This window comes from Lentzea albidocapillata, from assembly GCF_000719115.1.
GTDB lineage: Bacteria > Actinomycetota > Actinomycetes > Mycobacteriales > Pseudonocardiaceae > Lentzea > Lentzea albidocapillata.
Genome location: NZ_JOEA01000038.1, coordinates 1 through 23,508, shown reverse-complemented (window position 1 = coordinate 23,508; position 23,508 = coordinate 1). Strand labels below are relative to the sequence as shown.

The following is a 23,508-nucleotide window of genomic DNA, read 5'->3' as shown; positions in this document are numbered from 1 at the left end:
GGATGTCCTTCATCATCGGCGGCCGGCCGCTGGCGGCACGGCTCGTCACCGAGATGCCGTCGTTCGTGCGGCAGGTGATCGCGTCGCTGGTGGAGCGCGTACCCGCGTACGCCCAGCTGCCCGCGGAAGAGCTCGCCGGCGACATCTACCGCGTCACCGAGCACGCCCTGCGCGCCTTCGCGGCCGTGCTGGCCTCGGGAGAGCTGCCCTCCGCCGACGAGCTGCGGTTCCTGCGCGAGTCGGCGGCGCGGCGGGCCGAGGAGGGCGTGCCGATCGACGTGGTGCTCACGGCCTACCACGTGGGCATCCAGGTCGTGTGGGAGACGCTGGTGCCCGAGGCGCGTCCCGAGGAGATCTCGGACGTGCTCGCGCTGAACGCGTTGGCGCTGCGGTACCTGCAGCTCGTGACGCCTGTGGTGAGCGCCGGTTACCTCGACGAACGCCAGACGATGTTCGACGACGAACGCTCCGCGCGCGCCACGTTGCTGACCGGGCTGCTGGCCGGAACCGTTGAGGCGCCGGGACCTTTCGTGGTGCTCGCCCTGGACGTGCCGCCGCATCCCGACGAACTGCTGGCGGGCGTGGACGCGGCGGTCGCGTCCCGGCGGAAGCTGCGCCGTCTGCGGACCGAACTGGAGCGGCACAGCCGGGAGCCGGTGCTGTCGTCGCTCACCCCCGACGGCGGCCTCGCGTTGCTGCCCGGCGAGGACCTGCCGCTGGAACGGATCGTGGCGGACGCGGCGCGGGCGTCCGGGGTGCCGTTGACGGTGGCGGCGGTCGCGGCCCCTCCCTCCGGGGTCGCGACCGCCGCCGTGCTGGCGCGCGAGGTGCTTCTCGTGGCCCGCGGATCAGGACCGGGCCTGTACCGGCTCACCGACGTCCTGCTGGAATACCAGCTCTCGCGGCCGAGCGCCGCCTTGGCACCGTTGGCGGCCATCGTCGCGCCGCTGACCGACGAACTGGTGCAGACGCTGGAGGTCTACCTGCGACGGGGTTCGCGCAGGCCGGCCGCTTCGGAGCTGCATGTGCACCCGAACACCGTGGACTACCGGCTGCGGCGCGTCGCGGAGCTGACCGGGCTGGACCCGACCCGGATCGAGCACGTCACGCTGCTGACGGCTGCCCTGGCCGCGCGGCGCGCGCGACCGTAGCCCCGAAGGCCGCCATGCCCGCCGCGTTGGGGTGCAGCGGCGCCGCGATCGTCGTCGGGATCAGCCCTTCCAGATACCGGTCGGCGGGCTTGGCGCAGGTGTCGTGCCCGACGCTGACGGCCGCGAGATCAACGTAGGTCGCACCACGCTTCTCGGCCTCAGCCTTGGCAGTCGCGCTGAGCAGGTCGACCGAGCCCTGCAGGTAGTCGGCGTCGCGGGCCCAGATCGGCTGGACCGGGTAGCAGCCACCGGGACGGATGTAGGTGCCGTAGCCGGTGACGAGGATCTTCGCGTGCGGCGCCCGGCGCTTGACCTCGTCCAGCGCGGCCCCGAACTCGGACGCCCACTTGCCGATGGCCGCGGCGACCTGGTCACCACCTGCGGTGAGCCGTGCCTTGCACGACAGTCCGACGGGCTCCGGGAGCAGGTTGATGCAGCCCAGCGCGGTCTGCACGAGCCCCACGTCGTTGCCGCCGATCGTGATCGACACGAGGTCGGTCGTGGGCTTCAGCGCGTCGTACTGCGGCGCCACGAATCCGAACTGCCGCCCGGCGAAGTCGTCTGTTTTCGCCCCGGAACACGTGACGTCGGTGAGCTTCGCGCCGAGGATCTTCGCGGCGATCCGCGGGTAGTTGTTGTTGCTGCTTCGCAGACACCACAGCGCCGGGTCCTGGTTCGGAATCAGCGGTCCCGCCGCCGCCGAATCCCCCAGTGCCACGTAGTCGAGCGTGTCCGCCTGCGCGGTGCTTGTTCCGGCGACCAACATCGCCACGACAGCCAACCCGGCCACGATTCGCATCCCGATCCTCCAACGTCGTTGTCAGGTCAGCTCATCGTGGTGGCTCAGGTCACTTGTGCGGGTAGGACGTTGCCCAGAGTCATCCGGTCGTGTTTGTGACCGATCACAATGGGCCTCGTGACTCCTCGCGATCTCCTCTCGCTGGCCGCGCAGTCCTGCGTGAACGCCGCCGGTCTGCTGCGCGACATCCACGTCGACGTGTCTTCGAAGGGCACGTTCGACCAGGTCAGCTCCGCTGACGTCGAGGTCGAGGCGTTCCTGCGGTCCGTTCTGGTCACCGGCGCGCCCGGTTCGGCGGTGGTCGGCGAGGAACTGGGTTCCGCCACTGCTTCCGTGACCTGGTACGTCGACCCGATCGACGGCACGCGGAACTTCGTGCGCGGCCTGCCGCTGTCGTGCATCTCGGTCGCCGCGGCGGTCGACGGCACGCTCGTCGCCGGTTGCGTGCTCGACCCGTTCCGCGACGAACTCTTCACGGCGGCCGTCGGCGTGCCTTTTGCTGTTCAGTCGTCCGGCCTGGTGATCACTCCGGGCGTGAGCCCACGACCGTTGGTGCTGACCGACATCCCGTTGCCCGGCAGCCCGTACACCGGCGAGATGGAACTGCTGGGCTCGTTACTGGAGATCGCCGACGTCCGCCGCATCTACTCGACGGCCCTGTCGCTCGCCTGGGTGGCGGCCGGCCGCGCGGACGCGGCGGCGAACATCGGCGTGTTCCCCTGGGACACGGCGGCCGGCGCGGTGCTCGTGCGTGAGGCGGGCGGAGAGTTCCGTTCGATCGGCACGAACGCTTTCGTCGCCGGCCGGGGTGAGATCGTCGACTGGCTGGCCGCACGCGTGGAAGGCATCGTCTCGTGATCGATCTCAACGGCAAAGTCGTCTTGGTCACCGGCACTTCCGGCACGATCGGCGCCGGCATCGTCCAGCGGTTCACGGACGCGGGTGCCGTGGTGGTCCACCACCGCGGGCGGCAGGACGGCGATCTGCGCACGTCGGCCGAGCGCGTGGTTCTGCAGGCCTTCGAGCAGCACGGCCGGCTGGACGCGGTCGTCAACAACGCCGGCGTGCAGCCCGTGGAACCGTTGCCCGACATGACGACCGAGCAGTGGCGGTCCGTTGTGGACATCAACCTGACCGGACCGTTCGCCGTGACCCAGGCGGCCGTGGAGTATCTGCCTGTTGGTGGTTCGGTCACCCACATCGCGTCGATCGAGGGCACACATCCCGCTCCCGGCCACGCCCATTACGCCGCCTCGAAGGCGGCTCTGATCATGCACGCCCGCGCAGCCGCGTTGGAGTACGGGCCGCGCGGAATCCGCGTGAACACCGTGTCACCCGGACTGATCGCGCGGCCAGGTATCAGCGAGCAGTGGCCGGAGGGCGTCGCGCGGTGGGAGGCTGCCGCGCCGTTGGGTCGCCTTGGGACGCCGGAGGACATCGGGGACGCGTGCGTGTTCCTGGCTTCGGACATGGCCCGGTGGATCACCGGGCACGACCTAGTGGTGGACGGAGGCGTGACTGCCCGCCCGACCTGGTGACCCGCCGATCGGGCAACAACGGCTGTGCGACCCAGGCGGACAGGTACAGCCAGACCACCCCGAACAGCACGACCACGGCGATTCCCCAGCCCGCGGAGGGTCGCTCCGGCGTCACCTCGCCACGCCGGAACTCGCGGACCACCACCTGTTCGCCGACGAGGTGGGGGGCGAGGAACCCGCGCACCGTCGTGAGCGTGGCGCCGCCGCTGACCTTGTTCTCCACCCTGGCCCTGCACTCGGACACGAACCCGAAGCCGCGCCATGTCACGGGCCCGTACTCCTTACACGACAGCGCCGTGACGGCGAGGTCGGCGTCCGCGATCTCGACCTTGTCCCAGAAGTGGGTGAAGATCGTCGCCCCGAGCAGGTAGCCGAGCACGGGCATGATCAGGAACGCGAAGACGCGGTGCAGGACGCCCTGGAGAGCCACGGAGCAAACGCTAGCGTCCGTGGTCGGCCACGCGGTGAGCAGGCAACTCGCGGCTAACGGTGAGTGTTGAGGTGTCCGAGGAGACTTTGGATGTCGCTCGGCTCGAGTCCGCTCGCCACTGACGGCTCCTCTTCCAGATCTGAAAGCTGCTGCACCTGCGCGTCGTCAAGGATTTTGCCCATGAACTCGAGCTTCGCGGCCAGCCGGAGCTCGACGACCTCGTCGATCGTGCCGCGCACAGCGAGGACGGTCACCCTCGTCTCAACGTCGGACCCCAGACCGAGCCGGTGGATGCGGTCAAGACTCTGCAAGAACCGTCCAGCTGCGAAATCTCGATCAACGTAAACAGCGTCGTGACACACCTGGTGCAGGCTGATGCCCTCGCCCAGCGTCGCCGGGTTGGACACCAGGACCATGCAGTCCGGGTCGTTTTGGAACCTCTCCAGCTCCGCTACCCGGTCGATGGTGCCGCCGTGGACAACGGCTGGCTGGTAGGCGGCGAAGAGCTGGTGCACGGTGGTCAAGCTGCGGACGAAAGTCGTCCACACCAAGGTCTTACGTCCACGAGCAGCATTCGCGGCGACAATCGCGGCGGCTTCCTTGTACTTCGGCGACAACTCGTACGCTGGCAGTTCCCGGAGCAACGCGCCCAGGGAGTCGTTCTCCGGGATGTCGAGCGGCGGAAGCTGATAGGCCAGTGGCTCGTACCTGGACTCGCCTGGGATCAGCAGCGCTGGACTGGTTGCCGCCATCAGCAGTCTGAGCGCGGTCTTGCCCAGCCTTCCCAGGTCGTTGTCCCGCCCTGCGACGCCAGCTTCCTTGCCCACGATCGAGTCGTAGATCTGGCCGTGGAGCCTCGGCATGTCAACGTAGCGAACCTTCGTTTCCATGGGAGGCAGCCCGAGCTCGAGCTTGGTCGTGCGCGCGAACAATGGCCGAAGAACGGTGCTGGCACGCGAGAGGTCCCCGCCAGCCACAGCTGAGGCGACCTGCCGCTGCCCCTGCCCCGGCCAGGCGAATCCCATGAGACTCTCGAGGTCCTTGGCACCGTTCGGCGCAGGTGTTCCGGTGAGGATGAGCCTCCGGCGCGCCAGCGGCCCGAGCGCCATGCAAGCAGTGCCATACGCTCCGCGGGTGCCGAGCTTCATCCGGTGAGCCTCATCCAAGATCATCATGGATGGCGCCGCCTTCAACCACATCGCCAGCGCGGAAGCTGACTTGCTGAGGCGCTCGTAGTTGATGATCAGTACGTCTGTCTCCCAATCATCGCTGCGCTCGACGAGTTGGGTGCGCAACGGCTTGGCGAAACAAGCCGCACTTTCGAACTCCCACGACTCGTAGGCCGACTTGGGGCACACCACGAGCAGCCGTTTGACAGCTCCGGCAGCGCACTGTGCGGCGTAAACGGCCAGAGCAACCCGAGTCTTGCCTGCACCAGGCACACTGAAGTTCGCACCGTGGTTCAGCGACAACAGCTTCGCGATGTCCCGCAGCTGGAAGTCCCGGAGGTCAGCGATCCAGTCGTCGCCGAGCAGCCCGGCGACGTCATCTGCCTGAACCGTTCCGGCAGCCTGCGCGGAACTGAGCTGCTTCCGCACCGCATTGGTGTCCGCGACGTTGCCGCGGACGAGCTCAGCGAGCTCGTCCTCCCACTTGACACTGCTGCCGTGCGGCCACGTCGCCAGCTGGCCCAGTTGACCGAGCAGGTCTTCCAGGTCAACGCTGATCCCGAGCGGATCGATCTGCGTCCCAGTCCTGAAACGCGCGCCCAGCTGCACCAGATCGTTGCGGTACTCCGGCAACGTCCTCATGGTGACCTTGGTTCGCGTGTCGCTGAAGTCGAGGTGCAGCGACGGCGGCGTCTTGCCGTTCGTCACCGAAGGCCTCCGCGCCCCACAGCATCGAGAAGCCACGCCACGCCCGCGCCCGGTTCCTCCAGCCCCCGGCCAGCCTGCTTGGCGAGCTTGCTGAGGCTGACATGCAGCTTCAGCACCGCGTCATCGAAGTCCTCCTCGTCGAGCGACCGCGAGGCGCGGGCGTTGACGAGGTCAACAACGCACTGGTCGATCGAGGCGCAAGCATCGGCGAGGCGTGCCGGTGCCAGCTGCTTGCGCTTCTTGAGGCGAGCCTGCCGCCCAGCAATGTCGAGAGCCACGTCAAAGGCGCCCTTCAGCTCATCGAAAGCGGCATTGGCCGCGCGCGCCTGCTCCTCCGGGATGACGCTCGCCGCTCCCCTGGCCGCCTTGGCCTTGATCACGTCGTCGGTAAGGGCACGCGCCGCTGCCACTGCGTCGGTAGCCCCAGCGATGCTCACCCCGAGACCTGGCACGACGATCGCGTCTTCCTCATCAGCGGTCGCGTGGGCGTCACGCGGCAGCTTGTCGTCGAGGTACTTCTCCCGGAACTCCACGCCGTCCTCGATGAGCCGCACATCGGTCTTGGCGAACCCGAGGCTGATCGCCGCCAGCCTCAACTCCTTGAGAACGTCCGCTCGGTTCGGGTCAACCGCGTGCATCTTCGTGTATGCACGCTGCAGCTCCTTGAGCTTTTCCTTGTGATCCTCGAAGTCGATCAAACGGAGCGCCGTGCTGCGGTCGCTGCTCCTGCTTCGCTCGATCTGGTCGCGAATCTCCGACAGAATCCACCGCTCCTGCCGGTAGACGTCAGCGGTGGTCCGGAACTCCTTGGCGATCTTCTCCGGCGTGCGGCCCAGCGCGGCCTGTTCCTCCATCGCCAGGAGCCTGTTGATGTAGGAGTAATCGCGGCGGTGATCCTTGCGGAGCTGGAGGGACAACTCGATCGCGTTGATGTCCTCCCAGGTGAACGATTCCGGGAGCACCCCTACTCGCATCGAGGGCACACCGAGCTCACGAAGAGCCGCAGCACGGGTGTTGCCGTTGACGAGCACACCCTCGTGGGTGATGAGACCAGGATCGTTCTGCCCGAACTCCTTGAGACTCCTGAGGAGTTCGTCAAACTCCGGGTCCCGGCGATTCGGATCCTTCGGCTCCGCCTGGAGCAGGTGCGCGAGGTACTGCTGGCTCGTCGCGACGAAGGGATCAGAGTCGAGCTGCGCGTCCCGCACCGGATCGTGCGAGCGCTGAGCGCGAATGCGGTGCGTGGCCGGGTTGAAGAACAGGCTGTTGAGCGGTGCCTCGATCACGTCGACGTGCAGGGCCTGCCCGTTCCAGTCGACCGTCACGGTCTCCCGCGTGCCGCCAGCGTCCTTGACCTCGGCGAGCCGCTTCTTCACGAACTCGCTGAACTCCGCGGCGTGCGGCGGAGGAGAAAACTCCCTGTGCATCGAACTTCACTCTCCCTGTTCAAGAACCGCGTTCCGCACCAACTGACGCGAGTCGGCCGGCAAGGCGCGGTAGAAGCCCCAAAGTCGTTCAAGACCGCTGAGGCGCCGTTCGTCGGCCTCGACCCAGCCGGCCATGATCTTCCGCTCGAAGGTCCCGAGAGACGCGACCTGGTCCAGCACATCACCGAGGTTCACGACCCGGCCACGCCCGCCAACACGGCACCTGTCGCACTCAGCGACCAGTTGGATGTCCTCCTCGCCGTTGGGCAGCACGACTCGGCGGCGAGCGATGTCGAGCTGCGCGGTCGAGCCGTCGTCGAAGCTGTCGCCTGGCGCGATGCCACAGGACCGGCAGATGAAGGAGTCGTCGTGCAGCACCTTGCTGCGCTGGGAAGCGGTGATGCTGGACTTCGGCTTCGCTTTGGCCTGACCCGGCTCCCACACCGGAGCCCCCATCTCGACGTAGCGCTGCTCATCGGAGCGCAACGTGGGGTCCTCGCGCTGCGTGTGAATGCGCCAGCCGCGGTCTCGCAGGTCACGCAGCCGGCGGTCGATCTGAGCGACGTCGGGGAACGCTTCCCGGACGTCGGCCTTTGTGAAGATCCCGCCGAGACCGACCACCTGATCGAGCCACAACGCTCCCCTCACCATGCTGCCGTAGCTGGTGTCCGTCCACGGAGGGGTCGGCACGGAGTTCCTCCTCGATCCGAGCAACTGAGCCTAACAAGCTCATGAGTTGCGCAAGAGTTCAAAGGCAGCCATGGATTGACTACACGAACATGAGAGCACAACATCAACCTGATGGAAATTGCGTAATACAACGCGCATCGAATTCGGCTCTCAACATCTTGCGCGATGCAATACGCAATATCCAGGCCGCCAGAAGAGGCGTAGAGTCGCTCGGAACTGTACGCACAGCAAGGGGTGGGAATGCGGGCTGGCGACAAGAGATCCGAGATCAGCGCTGCACTGCCTGCAGAGAGACGAACGCTGGCCATAGGCATGAACGCGCTCTACGAGCACGTCAAGCGGCACAGCGCTGACTTGAACTCACAGGCCGCTCTCACGAGCGCCATCCTGATCGCGGAAGCCGGCTACCTAGGGGCTACCGAGCAGATGCTCTGCAAATACCTCGCAGGCAAGCACGTGCCATCGGAGAAGTACCTCACGGCTTTCCACAGGGTGATCTCCGCAGAGACCGCCGACCACCCTGCGCCGCTGACCTTGGAGAATCTGCTCGACCTGCGTCACAGAGCAGCTTCCACCGACCGTCGGCTCAGCGGAGTGCGGAAGCAAGAGCACGAGCTCGCAACACATGAGCGCGCTGCCACAGAGCGCGCACTTGAAGACGCACTCCAGCGGCTTTCGGCGATGTCAGCCGAGAAATCGGCATCCTCTGCTCTGCCGGTCCCCCCGGCAGAGGGGGACCGGCAGAGCAGCGATCTCATACACGGGTCTGCACCGGCCGCCGCGACAGAGCTGATCCAGCTCTCCGCAGCTGGCCGACACGAACAAGCGCTCACCATGCTGAGCCAGTTCCCTCGGTACCTCAGCGCCGAGGAGATGGCGTCATGCATCGTGCATTTCCGCGAGAAGAGCGAGGACGAACTGGCCGATACCCTCATCCGGATCTGCGGGCAGGAGGCGTCGCAGGGCGCCATCCTCGTGACGATGTCCCGAGTCCTCAGGAGGCGAAACCTCCACCTGGACGCGGAGACTCTCCTCGACCTGGTTGTTTGATGGCGAACAAGCAGCCGGCAGAACTGCAGCTCTAGCTGATCTTCGACTTGTTCTGGCTGAACAGGTCGTGCCGCACGTGGTTGGCCTGGCCGACGAACGCCTTGAACTCGCCGATCTTGAACGAGGCGACACCGCTCTTGTTCACCTGGATGTCGACGTCGAAGTCCTTGCTCAGCAAGGAGATTCGGCGCTCAAGCTCATGCGCTTCCAGCTCGATGCCGGCGGCCCTGGAGATCTGCGCCGCCGTGAGGTGGTCGCTCGCGTTGCGGAGCGCACGATAGACCGGGTCGTGGTTGGTGTCGATGTCGCGGGCAACCGGCTGGCCCTCCTTGAGCAAGGCCGACTTGATCGCGAGTCCCAGCGCCTTGGCGACAGGCGGAGGAAAAGCATTGCCGACCTGGCGGTACCTGGAGGTCTTGAGCCCCACGAACTGCCACTCGCCGGGCTGCCAGCCCTGCAAGATCTGCACCATCTCGGTGGTGAGCTTCGGCCCTGGCGCCTTGGGGTACTTGGGGTTGGGGAATCTCTCCCCCTCGGCCGGCGGCAGGTTGGCGATGCCCATGGCGTCCACGCCGAGCTGCGCCCACGCCCTCTTCGCCCGAGTGGGCCCCAGATCGGCGCCACCGTGCTTCTTCGAACCTCCGACGATGGTCGGCGCGATGTCGTTGGCCTTCGCGACCCACTCGTCCACACCGTCCCAGCCACGGGAACCCATGAGCTCGCGCAACGCTTCTCCCACCGTCGGCGACTCATCCTGCGGCTCCGGCCAACGGAAGTAAGGAGCGAACTCCTCCTGCAGCGCCACGAGCACGAACCGCGGCCGAAGTTGCGGAACCCCGAAGTCGGAGGCTTGCAGCAACCGCCACTCCGGGACGTACTTCATGTCGATCAGCCGATCGAGGATCTCCTGCCGGTAGCCGGAGAACCTCGGCATGCTGAGACCACGAACGTTCTCGAGCAGCAGCGCACGAGGCTTCAGCGTCTGACACTGCTGCACAGCCCACGCGAACAGGTCGCGCTCATCTGTCGAGCCTGCCTGCTTGCCAGCCAAGCTGAAGGGAGGACATGGAACGCCGCCCGCCAGCAGGTCGAAGCTTTCGGGGAGCGCGAGCCCCGCCTTGTGAGCTGCCGCCCAGATTTCTGGTTCCGCGACGTCACCGGTGATCACACCGTCAACGATCTGGACGCCGGCCGGAACATCGCCGCCGGCAACCGCCTGCCGTTCGGACGCAGCTTCTGGAGAAGCTCCGCTTTCGTGCTGGGTCCGCAGGTTCAGGCGGAGAGTCTCTGCCGCAGTGGGGTCCAGCTCGATCGCGAGCTCGTGCTGGAAACCGGCCTGCATGAGCCCAAGGGCCTGACCACCCGCGCCGGCACAGATCTCGACGACCTTCAACGGCTTCCCGGCCTCGGGGGCTACCACAGGCTTTCCTCTCGAGATTCGTCTTCAGACCCATGCTGAGACTCGGGTATCTTCCGGCACTGACCGCCAATGGACCAAGTCGATCGCCGAACGGGATGATCGTGCCAGACGAAGACCGCAGTGCTCGCCGCGCGAAGGCCCACGCAGATGGCCTCTACCCCGCGCCGCTCAACGAGGGCCGATCGCGGAACATGCAGGCCAACCGGCGCTCGGGAACCAAGCCTGAGGTTGCGCTGCGGAGTGCTCTGCACCGACGCGGGATGCGTTACCGGAAGGACCATCTGCTCCGGTTCGACGACAACGTCAAAGTCCGGCCGGACATCGTCTTCACCGCGCGCAAGATCGCTGTCTTCGTCGACGGCTGCTTTTGGCACGTGTGTCCTGAGCACGGCCGGCAGCCCACGACCAACGACTGGTATTGGACGCCGAAGCTGAGGCGCAACATCGAGCGCGATCGGCGAGCTGACGAAGTGCTGTCCGCAGCTGGCTGGGCCGTAATCCGCATCTGGGAACACGAAACCCTGGACACCGCCGTTGAGCGGGTCGCAACCATCGTCGAACACGGGTTCGAACCTAGCTGATCTCGCGCGCATGCGCACGGATCCCACGCCGCCGACCTGCGCCTGTCGAGTTCAGAGCTGAGCAATCGCGCGCCACGAAGGGCCTGAGCCGGCTAGGAAAGACGTGATGACTAAGAGCCCTCTTCCAGCACCAGGTGATCTGTGTCAGCCCGAACCTCGCCGGGCAGGGCCACGCGGCGAGCACATCATTGATGCGCCAGCGGATGACGACGAGCTTCAACAGGTCCACGCGTGGCTGGCTGCGCAGCCCATCGCCGTCCTGCTTCGCACGGCGGTCGATGATGCCGTCCGCTACGTACTCGACGGGGCTCGCACCTGGCGATTCGACCTGACGAGCGACAAGGTCGACTCCGACGAACGCTCCTCCGTCGGAACCAAGCTGCAGTACCACGTCATCGACCACCTCAAGCTCCTGAAGGAGCCACCTCTCGACACAACGATCGCCGGCATTCCCGTGGAGATCAAAGGGACCATCGGAAAGACCTGGATGATCCCGCGGGAAGGTCAGTGCGAGATCACCCTGATGGTCCAGATCGATGCTGGGCGACATCAGTTCCGCACACTGCTCATGCGCACTCACCGGGCATGGCTGACCGGCGGAGAGGGCAACCGCGACGGCAAACGCAGTCCACGCGCCGACGCGGTCAAGCAGTACGCCATTGAGGTAGTGCCGTGGAGCGATCTGCCGCCTGAGCCCCTGCGCAACCTCAGCCCGGCGCAACTGCTCGAAGTCTTCGGCCCTTACGGACTTCGGCGGCGCCTGATCGCCTTGTTCGGTTATCTGCCGGAGAAGGTCATCCCCCGAAGCAGCATCGAGACCGTTGGCGCCGGCCTGAAGGACCCGACGCGACGAGCTCGCGAAGCCAAGCCACATGTCATGAAAGAACACGGCTTGGTCGTCTTGGTCGGAACGTGGCATGTGGAACTCGACGCAGCAGCCCAGCTCGGTCACGATCTCAGCAATGGCGCATGGGTCGCGGTCCCCCCGGCAAAGCTGGAGTCACACGGCTTCAAACCGGACGTCTTCATTCGCTAGCCGCCGCAGCCACAGCATGGAAGCGTGTTCGTGACGAACACCACACGCGATTGGTACACCAGCGCCAACCGACTCGGCAGCCGCCTACACCAAGCTCGACCATATCCAACAAGAACCCTGACCTGCAGCTACGAGCCCCGTTCAAGATCACTCCGTCCGGCGTCGCCGGAAGCGCTGAGCATGATCGACTTGTGATTACTCTCCGGCTACGCTCCGCACATCACCAGGGGGTTGCGGACTCGGCCGAACGGGTCGGACGAGCAACGCGGACGAGCACTAAAACACCTGCTCAGGCACCACGAACTGGCCTGTTTTTGAGTGGTGCCCCCGACACGGTACGCACTAGTCCCTCCCCTACGCGCACCTGCTGCGAACTGCAGATCTCCGCCATCGTTCCGATCGCACACCGCCGTCGGCGTCCGCTACTGCACAGCCTTCGCCTGGCTGGACGACCGTCTAGCCACCGGCCAGCTCTCTAGAGAACGGAGACGCCGAGCCGACTTGGGCGAGCACGTGACCAACCGAGACGCGCTGGAGCCTTCGGCAGAGCCGCACGGTCCTACGCACTTCGAACTCGTCACCGAGGAGTCTTCACGCGCCCCTGAAGCATCCACAACGTCAGCTCGTGCCTACGTCTCCGATTCACTCTCATGAGTCGACGCTAGTCCGAAACGGTGAACTACAGGCAAGTCAGCATCAGCAGGTCTGCCATCTCTACGTCACGCTTTTGCCGGTTGGAGCGATACAGCTCTACATGAGGCACCGACGACCTCCTAAGCATCCGCGATCATCAGGCGCAGGAGTGAGGTCAAGCAATCGATATTTGTCAGCCGGGACAAGTGTCTTCACCGATTGTGTGACAGCAGGAGGCAACCTGAATCGATCCACGCCAGCAAGAGTTCAGTTCTTGCTATTCAACAGCCCAACCGATGGAACTACTTCTACTTCTTACATCTAGCCCACAAATGCAAACGCCAACGAATCGGCACATAAAATTGCATCCGAAAGGATATGACCAATCGTGGCCACCTTGGATCCATCAGAGTTCAGAAACCCTTTCGACTACGCAAACCCCGTGCGGACCGACGAGTACTTTGCCGGCCGCGGGCACGAGTTGTTCACAATCGACTACACCCTTGAACAGGCAAGCACCTCTAGCCCAGTTAAGTACCTGGCACTCTATGGCCAGCGAGCAGCTGGCAAAACCAGCCTACTGAACATGACCGAGAAGCTCGCAGTAGAACGTGGATACTTAGTCGTACGGGTCAGTCTTGTCCCAACGAGCGCGGAACCGGCGCACTTTTTCTCAACGGTCTACGAGGAATTAATCGCCGAGATTGCCAAATCTACCGACTTCGCAAGCTCGGACGGCAAAAGAATCAACCCGCGCCGCGTTCGTAGAATTGTCGAAGGCGGTCCGGTCGACGACGAATTCCCGCTAGAGTTCCCCGAAAACCTAGCGCACGCAGTTCGCGGAGGCCAACTATCAGAGATGGCATTGCGGAATGACATGAGTCTAATTTCAGAGATTTCCGGGCGCCCAATAGTGTTGCTAATTGACGAAGCCCAGATCATTGCCGACCGCCCAGATGTTCTGTCATTATTACGAACACTTAGCATGCGACTAAACGGGTATGTACTAGTACTAGCTGGCACACCCGAACTAGTCACGCGCATTAACGAAGTCTTCGACTTTCTTCTCCGACAATTCGAGTTCATCAAAGTAGAAAGGTTTGTCGAGAACGCCGATGTCATCGAATGCATGGCGCGACCACTAAAGGCGTTAAACCTCGCGCCATCTCGGTGTTTCACTCATAGCATCGAAGCTGTGGCAAGCGATCTCATCCCACTCACGGACGGGAATCCATACGAGATCCAGTTATTCTGCCACATAATGTTCACACGCTGGCAAACCGGCGCGACCGACGGAATGGATCTAACCGCAGAAGCAATCGACGGTGTGCGAGCAACTCTAGATGTCGGAAATCAGCACGCCGATCGCAAACTAGTTAGCAGCACCCGCGGCATGTCGGACGAAGAACTTCTAGCCCTAAACGTTTGGGCCTCATCTCTCGAACAGTCCACAGTCGACGAAATTCGATTCGCCTCGCAAGTATCAGGTTTGATTACACTTACGATCGATCAGCTGAATCACTATTTGGATCAGTTTATTCGTGACGGCTTGGTTGAAATTGTCAACAATAAGGTTCGATTGATCGGCGACGCCGCCGAGCAAATCTATGTTCGGTTGTCCACGGTACAGCGACTAGGCTCTCGCGCTCCAGTGCTGCTACGAAGGATCAACTTTAAGATTTTGCTCGCAGGTGAGCTAGTGGACCTTTTACGCGATCAGATTCTAATGGGAATTCGTTGGCTCCTTCGTACGTGCTGCCCTTCAATGCTCCAGGAAAAGCTGGACAGCGGAATACGTGACCTGACTGAACTTCCCTCAGAACGCGACGCGAACTATACCGTAGAGTACCTACATGAGGCGATTCTCGAATGCGGGGTACCGAACTCTTTGCAGCTCACCACTGTTGAGTGCTCGTACGGCGAAACTAGAGCAATACAATGGATCTGCCGACGATCATCAGACGATTTCGATGTAGAGAAACACCCTGAATACATCGCCGCAAAGAGGCGGATAACTTCACTTGGCGGAACACTAAACGCCATTGTCACGACAATTCCGGTCAAGCCAATAGGCGAGATCATGACTTGGCTGGTTAAAAATTTCAATGAGCCTAAAGCGCGACTTCACATGGCACATCGCCATTCATCCGCCGCAGTCAATTCGTATAGCTCAGGCGACCTGGAGGACGCTTTTCGCCACTTGCATTCCGCTTTTCAACTATCTCCTGATTGGCAAGTCGCGAACAACCTTGCTTACATGAACCTGTCCACGCGCAACTATCAAGTAGCTCAGGACTGGGCGCAGCGCGCTATTCAGTTGAGCGAAACCACTAAAGAGCGGGCCCTAAGTCGATACAACGGCGGAGTTGCTGCAGCCCTACTGCACGACATGATCGAATCTAAGGAACTTCTCGCTAACGCTGCACACGATCTCGATAACCGATCTCCGCTAGAGGACGACGACTGGGACACCCCTTTTCTCATCGTACTATCGTTCAACGGAAAGGAAGTAGATGCAGAAGAAGTAAGAGATGCAGATCTGACGGAGTCAGTAGCCCGTGCATTTGAAATCGCCGACTTGGCTGCACGGCTTGATCGGCTAGATAGTTGATGTCCTCACGCCGTGATCACTTGGGGAAAACCCTTTGGGCCATCGTGTCGAATCATCTGCGATCGCAGCAGATAGGCGCACACCCGCTAGAGCAGCGCCGCGCAGATCAGCGCCACATAAATCTGCGCGGCGCAAGTCCGCTCCACTGAGATCCGCGCCTTCTAGTTTTGCGTTTCGCAAAACTGCACCAGAAAAGTCCGTTCCGGCAAGCGTCGCACCTTCTAGTCTTGCATTCGGCAAACGAGCATCGGACAAACGTATCCCGGATAGATCCACTCCCATAGCCCAATCCCGGCGAACGAGGACTTGAAGGCTTGCGCGCACATCGCGAGGGAGCCCGCCGTCAAGCGGCACGCCGTCCCGGACGAACGTCGATAAGATCTCTGCGATTCTCGGTCGTTCAGACGGGTCGCTATCAGCGACTCGGTCCATCGCGTATACACCGCTCAGTCGCAACGCAAGCGCATCGTTCTTTGCTAGCAGCTCCGCAGCTTTCGCGAATGCCTCAGTTACGGCGACTCGTTGCCCGACTGCCTGCTGCCGGCGCGCGATCAACATTTGTCGCCACGCTGTAATAGCACCTATCACAAGGAGGATGCCAGCAACTGCCTGTAGGATCGCGGATCGAATCGCGCCTTCAGCGATAATGGATTCATTAGGCGTGAGCCGATTCGAAACTGGAGAGAACCCCAGCAGGCTGCCCGGCAACGGACCGAATGCAGCAAATACAACAGCGACCAGAACGAGCGCAGCGATGGCGACTAGCGTCCACCCGGTCGCTCTAGCTACAGTTTTACGCATACGCACCTCCACTATAGAGAGAACGGCCGCCGAACACAGACTAGCTAGCCAATCACTCTATGCTTGATCACATTACGAAAAAAGAATACTGGACACCGTGAGCGAATTTGCCCAAAGCCACTCAAATCGATGCGTCTGCAATCATTGCTGACACATCTGGCAGCGACGGCCGCGAGCCAATATTATATTGGCGCAACGACCGAATCGTTCTGTCAATCAAATCTTCAACTAGTGCTCATTTTGATGCACTAGTGTCACGGCAATCTATCTTCCCATTCAAGGCACCAGACTTTGTTTTTGCCAAGAACGTCATCCAGGTGCGTGCACTGAAAGTCAGGGCCCCGCCGCCAGGGTCCTTGCTGTCTCGTACGAAGGTCTCAGTCTCGCTGACAGTGAGCTCAACGCAGTTGTTGTCAGGTGCGGTGTAGCTGGACTTGCGCCACGTCTTCTCAGGGTTCGTCATCTCGCTGGAGTCTCTCCTTGAAGAGTTCAGCCTGGTCGCGGATGATCTTGAGCGACTCTTCGGGCGTGAAGGCCAGCTCCTCCGCGATCTCGTTGAACGACTTGCGGAACTTGTCTACGTCAACGTCATTCTCCACCCATCGGCCGCCTCCCCTGGTCTCCAGGTAGACGACGTCCGGGAAGTCCTCGTCGTCGAAGCTCAGGATGGTCACGCCGTCAATGGCGTAGGCGCCAGCGTCTTCGCCGATCACCTGGATCGTCACGTTCGGGAGAGCCGCGGACGCCTGCAGGTGGAGCAGCTGCGCGTACATCGCAGCAGGGCCACCGACTGCGCGGCGGAGAGCTGCGATGTCGATCAGGAAGTGCGCTTGCAGCGGAGCCTCGCCGTGTAGCCGCATCTGGCGGCTTTGCCGGGCGGCGATGGTGCGGTTGGCGGGGACCTTCGGGTTGACGAAGAGGTGCGCCGCTTCGCGGAGAGCGAGCGTGTACTCCGGGACCTGCAGCATGCCTGGGATCCAGACCGCTTCTACCTGCTTCAGCTTTGAGGCATCGGCTTCGGCGCGGGCGTACGAGCGGGCCGCCTGGTTGTACGCGGCTGGGTGTTGGACGCGCGTGCTGTCCTGCTTTGCGTCTTCCCAGTACTCGGTTGCCTTGCGCCGGCGGTCTTCGTCCGCTTCTACGAGGTCTAGGTACAGGCCGAGGTCGGCCCAGCCGAGGAGGTTCGTGCCGTTCAGGCACTTCGACAGGTGCGCCTCGGTCTTGCGGAGTTCGCTCGCCAGGTAGCTGAGGTCCTTGCCCGCGTCCTTGCGCAGCTGATCGAGCAGGCGGCCCAGCTTGGACTTCCTGTACGTCTTGTCGCTCGGCACCCGGTTGCCTCCTCGCGCTGCAGAACTCGTGATCACCCTAGTCACGCGCAGGTCAGGGCAGGTTCACACGTTCCGGTTATCGCATTAGGGGTTAATTAACCCCTAATGTAGTCGCTGTCGACGGGATCCTTGGCCCCTTGTGGGAGCTAGTCCGGACGGGCGTGTCCAGGCTGGTAGCGCGCCACGCCCAAGGATTCCGTCGGCCCCAGGTCGGTCCGACGAAAGGTTCTGGTGATGGCGCGTCTTGAGGATGTCGTTCCGGTCGTTGTGAACCTGACGTGGGCGCAGACCGCGGTGCTTTCGCGCGCTGCCGTGGTGGTCACTTCTGCCTTGGATTGCAGGGAGGCCAATGCTGCGGAGCAAGGGCTTCTTGTGTTCCGCCAAGCAGTTGCGCGTGCTTTCGCCAACGACAGGACGTCGGAACCGGCCGAGCAGCCTCGGCCTTCCCGTCTCCGAGCCAGCTAGCCGAAGGGCGTGCTGCCATGGGCAACCTGGTCTTGTTTTCCGAGCTGCGCAGACGGCTTGTCGAGCACCTGGACCTCGTGTCACGGATCGCTGCTGACGGTGATGGTGCGTCCGCGTTGTCCATGGCACGGCACGAAGTTCCGCGGTTGGTGGCCGCGTTGCGTGTGTTCGTCGACGAGCACCAGCCGGATGAGAACGGCTGGTGCAGGAAGTGTCGCGGCGGACCCGCTTGGCGGAGAGTGCCGGCGCCTTGCCGGATGTTGCTCGACGTTCATCTTGCCGCCCAGGCAGCGACTGCGACGACGCACGAGCGCACGCATTGGCAGCCGAAGAGGCATCGGGCGTGAAGCCCACGGATCAAGAACAGGCTGATGGGACATGGCTCTACAACTGGTCAACGGGAGAGCAAGTCTGGAGGTCCGCGCCCTGAGTCGGACCGTGCTGGGCTGGCGGACGAGGCGCGACTGGTCGCTCTTGGAGTTGGGTGCTCGGGTTGGCTTCTCTACCGCGAAGTTGTCGCACCTCTGTCGAGCTGCGCAACGCATGTCTCCTAGTGAGGTCGTCGTGGTCGGAGCTGCCTGCGGTGCATCCGATGACGAAGTTGAGCTGTGCATGCGGGTTGCGCAGCGAGCCGTTGATCCCCAGATGTGGGATCGGATCAACGGCGACGCCTGGGCTCGGCTGACGTGGACACCGTGGGATGTCCTGGCTGAGGCGAGTGAACTGGTGATTGTGGCGGCGGAAACGCTGCCTGAGCTTGTGCGTACCGGTGGTTACCAATCCGCCCTTGTCAAGTCTGGTGCAGCGGCGAATGACCTCGATCTTGCGAACCAGCAAGAGGCCCTCAGCCGCTTGAGGGTGGGCACCGAGCAGGCCGCGAAGCTGCGGCGGCTGAACGTTCGACTGATCGTGACAGAGCAGGTGCTCAACGGCGGCGTTGGCGATTCGAGAGTGATGGCAGACCAACTGGAGCACCTGGAGGAGCTGGGCGAACTGCCTGGCTTTGAGCTTCGAATCGTGGACGGCGATGTCGGCCCCTACTTCGGCATGGGCGTGTCCTTCACCGTGATGCGGTTCGTGGAAAAGCGGTTCGACGACGTCGTTCTCCTGCACACGCTGCACGGTGGCAACACCTGGCTTGAGTTGGCTGCCGAGCGCGCTCCTTACGAGCGAGTCCTTGTCGCGCTCGACGATGTCGCCCTTGCCGAGGAGCTGTCCTTGCTCTGGTTGAACGAGGCCTCGCTGCGGCTTCGAGATCCGGCGCGGCGCTTGCAGCTGGTTACCGATCAGGCGAGGAGCTAGGTATGCCGAAGAGAATCTCCACCGCGCGTGGCCGTGAGCTGGGCGCTGGCATACGGGCGGCCATCGCAGGAGCTGGCATGACCTCGCGAGGGGCCGCTGAGGTCATGGACTGGGACGAGGCCAAGGTCTCGGACGTGGTGAACGGCAAGGGTGGCGCCAACCTCGTTGAGATCGCTGCGCTACTCGGTGCCTGCCGGGTCCAGTCGGATGAGCGCGTTCATCTTCTGGCCCTGCACAGTGAGACGGCTGTTGTCGGCTGGTGGCAGCAGCACGGAGTGTGTTCGCCTGTCGAGCTTCGCACTGTCGTTGAGAACCTGGCTGTGGCGGAGACGCTTACCTGCTGGCATACGCACGCAATGCCGTTGTTCCTGCAGACGGCCGACTACATGCGCGAGGCATTGCGCGCCTCGGCCACGTCGCCGGCCGATGAACTGGAAGACCGAGTTCAGGCGGGCCTTGCGATGCAGCGGCTACCTCGACGAGGCACCTGCACGTTCTTCATTCACGAGTTGGCGCTGCAACTTCAGGTTGGCGGTGCGGAGGTGCAGGCTGGGCAGCTGCTGCATCTCATGTTCATGGCGAACCGCCCGAACGTCGAGATCCGGATCTTGCCGGTCGCCCGAGGTGCGCACGCAGGGCTGGCGGGGCCGTTCACTCTGCTGACGTTTCCGAAGTACGAACCGCTGGTTTGGGTTGGCGCCGAGAACTCCACTCTTCTTGCCGAGTCGAGAGATGCGGTCGCGGGTTACGAAGCTGTCGTTCGCGCGCTGGATGCCGAGAGCCTCGACGAGGCCGAATCCAAGGAGCTGCTTCTCCGCCTGCATGACGTGACGAAGCCATAACGATCGACGATCGCGTGTCCTATTAGGCCTCGAAATCCGGAGTTCAGGGGTGCTTGAGCGACCACCGCTTGAGCAGCTCCGAAGGGAGAGGCCGATGGGCAGCAGCGCGGGTTGGTCAGCGTGTGGTCCGGCACATGGGGAGGCGGATGTCCGGCGTTCTGAATCCGCTGGCCCAACCGCCGAGACGCGAAGCAATATCACCGCACGTCAGCAGTGGAATCGAGGAGAGTCGCCCAAAAGCCGACTGAGGAGTGACAGCAAAGGAACTCCCCACATTCGTGGACGGCGCGGCGGCCGAGTCGGTGAGCCAGATGCGGCCCTGTGGTTTCGGCTCGTTGAGCGGGATCGACGGATCCTCGCCCTCCTGCACGAGCACAAGGTGCTCACCACCAACCAGATCGCGGCGATCGAGTTCTCCTCGATACGCCGTGCTCAGGATCGTCTGCGACAGCTGCGTGAGCTGGGCGTGGTGTTCGCGTTCCGCGACTCGTACAGCGCCGGCGGCACGAGTCAGACGCGGTATGCGCTCGGTTACCGCGGTGCGCGGGTGATCACTGCACAGCGCGCGGAGAAGCCGCCCGCTGCCGGTGCGTACGCGGAGCGCTTGGAGCGGCTGGGGTTGTGGCCGAAGCTGGCGCATCAGCTTGGCGTCAACGACTTCTTCTGCGGGCTGGCTGCGTATGCCCGTACTCGGCCAGACGCCGGCCTCACGCAGTGGTGGTCGGAGAAGGCGTGCACCGAGTTCTTCTGGCACGGGGACATCAAGCTCAGGCCCGATGCTTACGGCTGTTGGGACGAGCAGGAACGGCGGGTTCGGTTCTTCCTGGAACACGACACCGGCACCGAACCGCTGTCCAAGGTGGTGGGCAAGCTCGGTGAGTACAGCCGTTTCGGAACCGATGTGTTCGGCGTTCTGCTGTTCTCGGTTCACTCATCGCTGCGAGAACGGAACCTCCGCTCGGCGATGCGACAGCAGCTCGGCTACGAGAAGCCCGGTTTCGTCATCGCGACCGCGTCTCGTGATCACGGCCATCCAGATGGACCTGCTGGGGCGATCTGGGCGGTGTGGTCCTTCCAAGACCAGATCCAGGAACGGCGGCGGCTGGCGGAGCTGCCGCAACGCGGCCCGCGCATCGCACAGCACGCATCCCCCGTTGGGCTCCCATTCAGTGAAGCGGCATGGGATCCCCACGACACCACCATGACCGGACAGGTCACGGGAGATGAGAGGCGGTGGGAATGAACATTGTCCCACTGCCTCAGGAACCACCCGTTAGTGACATGGAACCCTTGTGCAACAACGGTTCTGAACGTCATGAGTGGCACTACAATCAGATAGGAAACCGCACGAAGAGCTGGGCATTCTCCGGCCACGTGCGTTATGTCAGCGGCGCCGAAGGCGATCGTCTGCGCGGCGAACTGGCCGTCGTGATCAGAGACCTCCTCGACTGGGCTGCCACCCAGCACGCCGAACAGGTCGATGATCAGGAGGCTGCCTGATGAGCCAACCGCGAACGCACGCCGTGCCGTCTGGACCATCCGGACTGTCGGACTATGCGGTCTCTCCACTCGGCATGCCGGTTGCGTTGCTGCGCAACGAAGTTCGCGTGGCGTTTCTGGGGCGCACGTCCACCGACGACCAGCAGGATCCGCGGCAGTCCATGCTGCGACAGCTTGGGAACTGCAAGGCGTCCATCCCCGAGTCGTGGGTGATCGTGGCGCACTTTTACGACGTCGAGTCCGGGCGCATGGAGTTGGACCAACGTGGGCGCGGCGAGAACTACGAGCGCTACGACATCCCGATCGCCCGTGACGGCGGTGTCACCGACCTGCTCGACGAGTCGACGCACAAGGGCCGCCGGTTCGATGTCGTGATCTGCGAGAGCGTCTCGCGCGTTGCGCGGCGCACATACGAAGGACTCTCGATCGAACGGGAGTTGGAACGGGCCGAAGTCCCACTGTTCGCCTCCAACGAGCCCATCACGCTGACCGGCAGCCGGGCGCAACGGATCCTGCAGCGGCGGATCAACCAGTCGGTGGCCGAGTACGAGGTACTCAACACGCTGGAGCAGTCGTGGGGCGGGCTGTGCACGCATGTCCGCGAGGGCTGGAACATCGGTAAGCCGCCGTACGGCTACAAGGCCAAGACGTACCGGCATCCCAACCCCACCAAGGCTGCCAAGGGGCAGACCAAGACGCGGCTGGAGCCGGACGGCATCAAGGCCCAGACCGTCACCCAGATTGCGATGTGGCGCTACCACCAGGGCCTCGGCTACGGCGCGATCGCCGACCTGCTCAACGCCGATCTCGCCAAGTACCCGCCGCCTGAGCCCCCCAGCAAGGCGCGAGCCAGAGGAGCTTGGAGCAAGTCCAGCGTTTGTGACCTCCTGCGGAATCCGAAGTACACCGGCTTCCAGGTGTTCAACCGGCGCGCTACGCGGTCGAAGCGCGGGAAGGTCAACTCCCCTGTCCTGTGGGTGTGGTCGCCCGAGCCGGTCCACGAGCCTCTGATTCCGAAGTGGATGTTCGACGAGATGACCGCGACGAGGAAGGCCCGGCAAGGCTCGCGAGACGACGACGCGAGTGTGCACTCCACCGCCACACGTACATACCTGCTGCGCGGCATGGTGTTCGACGCGTGCGGCCGGCGGATGTACGGCAACTTCCGCAACGAGCGCGTCTACTACATGTGCTCCGCGCGCAGCAACAACCGCGGACGGCCCGACAAGTACTCCGACCATGCCGAGGTGGTCTACGTCCGCGAGGACGCGATCTTGGAGGGCATTTCGGCCTTCTTCGCGGACCGCGTGTTCGGACCTGAGCGACGGGCGCTGCTCGAAGCCGATCTTGCAGCCGTCGACGATCGTGAGGCCGAGCAGCGACGCGTTGAAGCAGAACGGGTCGAACGGACGCTCGCCGACATCGAGCGGCGGCAGGCAGCGATCCTCCGCCAGGCCCAGGACGGCGACGACGCGTTCAGCCGCGGACTGCGGCAGAGCTACAACGAACTGGACGAGCAGAAGCGGACGCTCGTGACGAACACCACATCGATTGGTACAACAGTGCCAATCGGGCCGACAGGTGAGGACATCGCACTGCTAGACGCACTTCCGCGCCTGGTCACGAACTTGAGCAAGGCACCTGACCTGCTGCTACGACAGCTGTTCAAGATCACCCAGCTCGGCGTCCGCCTGAACGATGACCATGATCAACTTCTGGTTACTCTCCGGCTCCCCTCCGCGCATCTTTCGGAGGTAGCCGATACGGCCGAAAGGATCGCCGAAGCCGTGGCTGGGACTAACAAAACGCCTGATCAGGCACCTGATCCTTATGCGGATCTAGTTGGTGCCCCCGACGGGATTCGAACCCGTACTGTGATCCTTTTAAGGGACCTGCCTCTACCGATTGGGCTACGGGGGCGCGGTGAGCCTAGGTGTACTGACCGGAGAGGTTGAGAACGGTTCGACACGTAGCCGGATGATCTTGGAATGAGGGAGGGCCTCCGGGTTCGGTGTGGATTGCGACGT

General features: G+C 63.4%; 20 protein-coding genes, 1 tRNA gene and 1 pseudogene. 12 read left to right on the top strand and 10 right to left on the bottom strand.

Annotated features, from left to right (window positions below; genetic code table 11):
- Positions 1–2 precede the first annotated feature (2 nt).
- Positions 3–1,151, top strand: a complete 1,149-nt coding sequence (locus tag IG04_RS0140865; RefSeq protein WP_030482126.1) for a PucR family transcriptional regulator — start codon at positions 3–5, stop codon at positions 1,149–1,151.
- Here the strand turns inward: IG04_RS0140865 and IG04_RS0140860 are convergent.
- Positions 1,105–1,950 (bottom strand): SGNH/GDSL hydrolase family protein, encoded by an 846-nt coding sequence (locus tag IG04_RS0140860; RefSeq protein ID WP_173850034.1) that lies wholly within the window; start codon positions 1,948–1,950, stop codon positions 1,105–1,107. The two genes, IG04_RS0140865 and IG04_RS0140860, sit on opposite strands and share 47 nt — an antisense overlap.
- Positions 1,951–2,067: 117 nt before the next feature.
- Between IG04_RS0140860 and IG04_RS0140855 the strand changes: the two genes are divergently transcribed.
- Positions 2,068–2,808 (top strand): inositol monophosphatase family protein, encoded by a 741-nt coding sequence (locus IG04_RS0140855; protein ID WP_159460539.1) that lies wholly within the window; start codon positions 2,068–2,070, stop codon positions 2,806–2,808.
- A complete protein-coding gene (locus tag IG04_RS0140850) occupies positions 2,805–3,488 on the top strand; it encodes an SDR family NAD(P)-dependent oxidoreductase (protein ID WP_030482123.1) in 684 nt (227 codons plus the stop codon). Before IG04_RS0140855 ends, IG04_RS0140850 begins: the two co-directional genes overlap by 4 nt.
- On the opposite strand, the gene IG04_RS0140845 is transcribed toward IG04_RS0140850, so the two are convergent.
- The 4 genes from IG04_RS0140845 to IG04_RS0140830 all read right to left on the bottom strand — a co-directional run bounded on the left by IG04_RS0140845 (position 3,433) and on the right by IG04_RS0140830 (position 7,912).
- Positions 3,433–3,918, bottom strand: a complete 486-nt coding sequence (locus IG04_RS0140845; RefSeq protein WP_030482122.1) for a DUF6346 domain-containing protein — start codon at positions 3,916–3,918, stop codon at positions 3,433–3,435. The two genes, IG04_RS0140850 and IG04_RS0140845, sit on opposite strands and share 56 nt — an antisense overlap.
- Positions 3,919–3,971: 53 nt before the next feature.
- Positions 3,972–5,795, bottom strand: a complete 1,824-nt coding sequence (locus IG04_RS0140840; protein WP_030482121.1) for a DEAD/DEAH box helicase — start codon at positions 5,793–5,795, stop codon at positions 3,972–3,974.
- Complete coding sequence (locus tag IG04_RS0140835; RefSeq protein ID WP_248782546.1) at positions 5,792–7,081, bottom strand: ParB N-terminal domain-containing protein; 1,290 nt, start codon at positions 7,079–7,081, stop codon at positions 5,792–5,794. The genes IG04_RS0140840 and IG04_RS0140835 overlap by 4 nt, the downstream gene beginning before the upstream one ends.
- Positions 7,082–7,228: 147 nt before the next feature.
- The gene (locus tag IG04_RS0140830) at positions 7,229–7,912 is read right to left on the bottom strand and encodes a hypothetical protein (protein WP_030482119.1); all 684 of its coding nucleotides are present in this window, start codon (positions 7,910–7,912) and stop codon (positions 7,229–7,231) included.
- Between the two features lie 240 nt (positions 7,913–8,152).
- On the opposite strand from IG04_RS0140830, the gene IG04_RS0140825 reads away from it, so the two are divergent.
- A complete protein-coding gene (locus tag IG04_RS0140825) occupies positions 8,153–8,962 on the top strand; it encodes a hypothetical protein (protein ID WP_144065795.1) in 810 nt (269 codons plus the stop codon).
- A 31-nt stretch (positions 8,963–8,993) separates the two neighbouring features.
- On the opposite strand, the gene IG04_RS0140820 is transcribed toward IG04_RS0140825, so the two are convergent.
- Positions 8,994–10,382: a DNA cytosine methyltransferase gene (locus IG04_RS0140820; protein WP_030482117.1), complete on the bottom strand. Its 1,389-nt coding sequence runs from the start codon at positions 10,380–10,382 to the stop codon at positions 8,994–8,996.
- Between the two features lie 95 nt (positions 10,383–10,477).
- Between IG04_RS0140820 and IG04_RS43445 the strand changes: the two genes are divergently transcribed.
- The 3 genes from IG04_RS43445 (at position 10,478) to IG04_RS46065 (ending at position 15,243) form a co-directional block, all read left to right on the top strand.
- Positions 10,478–10,963 carry a very short patch repair endonuclease gene (locus IG04_RS43445; RefSeq protein ID WP_030482116.1) on the top strand — a complete coding sequence of 162 codons (486 nt, stop codon included), beginning with the start codon at positions 10,478–10,480 and terminating at the stop codon, positions 10,961–10,963.
- A 106-nt stretch (positions 10,964–11,069) separates the two neighbouring features.
- Positions 11,070–11,999 (top strand): NaeI family type II restriction endonuclease, encoded by a 930-nt coding sequence (locus IG04_RS0140810; RefSeq protein ID WP_030482115.1) that lies wholly within the window; start codon positions 11,070–11,072, stop codon positions 11,997–11,999.
- Between the two features lie 1,021 nt (positions 12,000–13,020).
- Positions 13,021–15,243: an ATP-binding protein gene (locus IG04_RS46065; protein ID WP_159460538.1), complete on the top strand. Its 2,223-nt coding sequence runs from the start codon at positions 13,021–13,023 to the stop codon at positions 15,241–15,243.
- Here the strand turns inward: IG04_RS46065 and IG04_RS48515 are convergent.
- From IG04_RS48515 to IG04_RS0140805, 3 genes are all read right to left on the bottom strand, one after another.
- The gene (locus IG04_RS48515; protein WP_245816757.1) at positions 15,232–15,525 is read right to left on the bottom strand and encodes a pentapeptide repeat-containing protein; all 294 of its coding nucleotides are present in this window, start codon (positions 15,523–15,525) and stop codon (positions 15,232–15,234) included. The two genes, IG04_RS46065 and IG04_RS48515, sit on opposite strands and share 12 nt — an antisense overlap.
- A 754-nt stretch (positions 15,526–16,279) precedes the next feature.
- Positions 16,280–16,507 (bottom strand): DUF397 domain-containing protein, encoded by a 228-nt coding sequence (locus IG04_RS46055; RefSeq protein WP_084402266.1) that lies wholly within the window; start codon positions 16,505–16,507, stop codon positions 16,280–16,282.
- The gene (locus IG04_RS0140805) at positions 16,494–17,372 is read right to left on the bottom strand and encodes a DUF5753 domain-containing protein (RefSeq protein WP_051771931.1); all 879 of its coding nucleotides are present in this window, start codon (positions 17,370–17,372) and stop codon (positions 16,494–16,496) included. The genes IG04_RS46055 and IG04_RS0140805 overlap by 14 nt, the downstream gene beginning before the upstream one ends.
- A gap of 843 nt (positions 17,373–18,215) precedes the next feature.
- Between IG04_RS0140805 and IG04_RS0140795 the strand changes: the two genes are divergently transcribed.
- The 5 genes and pseudogenes from IG04_RS0140795 to IG04_RS49055 form a co-directional block, all read left to right on the top strand.
- On the top strand, positions 18,216–19,139 hold the full coding sequence (locus IG04_RS0140795; protein ID WP_084402265.1) for a Scr1 family TA system antitoxin-like transcriptional regulator: 924 nt from the start codon (positions 18,216–18,218) through the stop codon (positions 19,137–19,139).
- A gap of 2 nt (positions 19,140–19,141) precedes the next feature.
- On the top strand, positions 19,142–19,981 hold the full coding sequence (locus IG04_RS0140790; protein WP_030482111.1) for a DUF5753 domain-containing protein: 840 nt from the start codon (positions 19,142–19,144) through the stop codon (positions 19,979–19,981).
- A 94-nt stretch (positions 19,982–20,075) separates the two neighbouring features.
- Positions 20,076–21,224, top strand: coding sequence for a replication-relaxation family protein (locus tag IG04_RS43435; protein WP_084402264.1), 1,149 nt, complete (start codon positions 20,076–20,078; stop codon positions 21,222–21,224).
- Between the two features lie 38 nt (positions 21,225–21,262).
- A complete protein-coding gene (locus IG04_RS0140780; protein ID WP_030482109.1) occupies positions 21,263–21,481 on the top strand; it encodes a hypothetical protein in 219 nt (72 codons plus the stop codon).
- Positions 21,481–22,524, top strand: a pseudogene (locus tag IG04_RS49055) (recombinase family protein); the annotation flags it as partial. The gene IG04_RS0140780 and the pseudogene IG04_RS49055, both read left to right, overlap by 1 nt.
- A gap of 800 nt (positions 22,525–23,324) precedes the next feature.
- Here the strand turns inward: IG04_RS49055 and IG04_RS0140765 are convergent.
- A tRNA-Leu gene (locus IG04_RS0140765) sits at positions 23,325–23,401 on the bottom strand.
- Positions 23,402–23,508 lie beyond the last annotated feature (107 nt).

Bases quoted from the DNA above. Each gene is read 5' to 3' on its own strand.
- IG04_RS0140860 (WP_173850034.1), bottom strand. From the start codon at position 1,950: ATGCGAATCGTGGCCGGGTTGGCTGTCGTGGCGATGTTGGTCGCCGGA.
- IG04_RS0140780 (WP_030482109.1), top strand. From the start codon at position 21,263: ATGGAACCCTTGTGCAACAACGGTTCTGAACGTCATGAGTGGCACTAC.
- IG04_RS0140795 (WP_084402265.1), top strand. From the start codon at position 18,216: ATGGCTCTACAACTGGTCAACGGGAGAGCAAGTCTGGAGGTCCGCGCC.
- IG04_RS0140810 (WP_030482115.1), top strand. From the start codon at position 11,070: ATGACTAAGAGCCCTCTTCCAGCACCAGGTGATCTGTGTCAGCCCGAA.
- IG04_RS46055 (WP_084402266.1), bottom strand. From the start codon at position 16,507: ATGACGAACCCTGAGAAGACGTGGCGCAAGTCCAGCTACACCGCACCT.
- IG04_RS0140825 (WP_144065795.1), top strand. From the start codon at position 8,153: ATGCGGGCTGGCGACAAGAGATCCGAGATCAGCGCTGCACTGCCTGCA.
- IG04_RS43445 (WP_030482116.1), top strand. From the start codon at position 10,478: ATGATCGTGCCAGACGAAGACCGCAGTGCTCGCCGCGCGAAGGCCCAC.
- IG04_RS0140790 (WP_030482111.1), top strand. From the start codon at position 19,142: ATGCCGAAGAGAATCTCCACCGCGCGTGGCCGTGAGCTGGGCGCTGGC.
- IG04_RS43435 (WP_084402264.1), top strand. From the start codon at position 20,076: ATGGGCAGCAGCGCGGGTTGGTCAGCGTGTGGTCCGGCACATGGGGAG.
- IG04_RS48515 (WP_245816757.1), bottom strand. From the start codon at position 15,525: ATGGGAGTGGATCTATCCGGGATACGTTTGTCCGATGCTCGTTTGCCG.
- IG04_RS0140865 (WP_030482126.1), top strand. From the start codon at position 3: ATGTCCTTCATCATCGGCGGCCGGCCGCTGGCGGCACGGCTCGTCACC.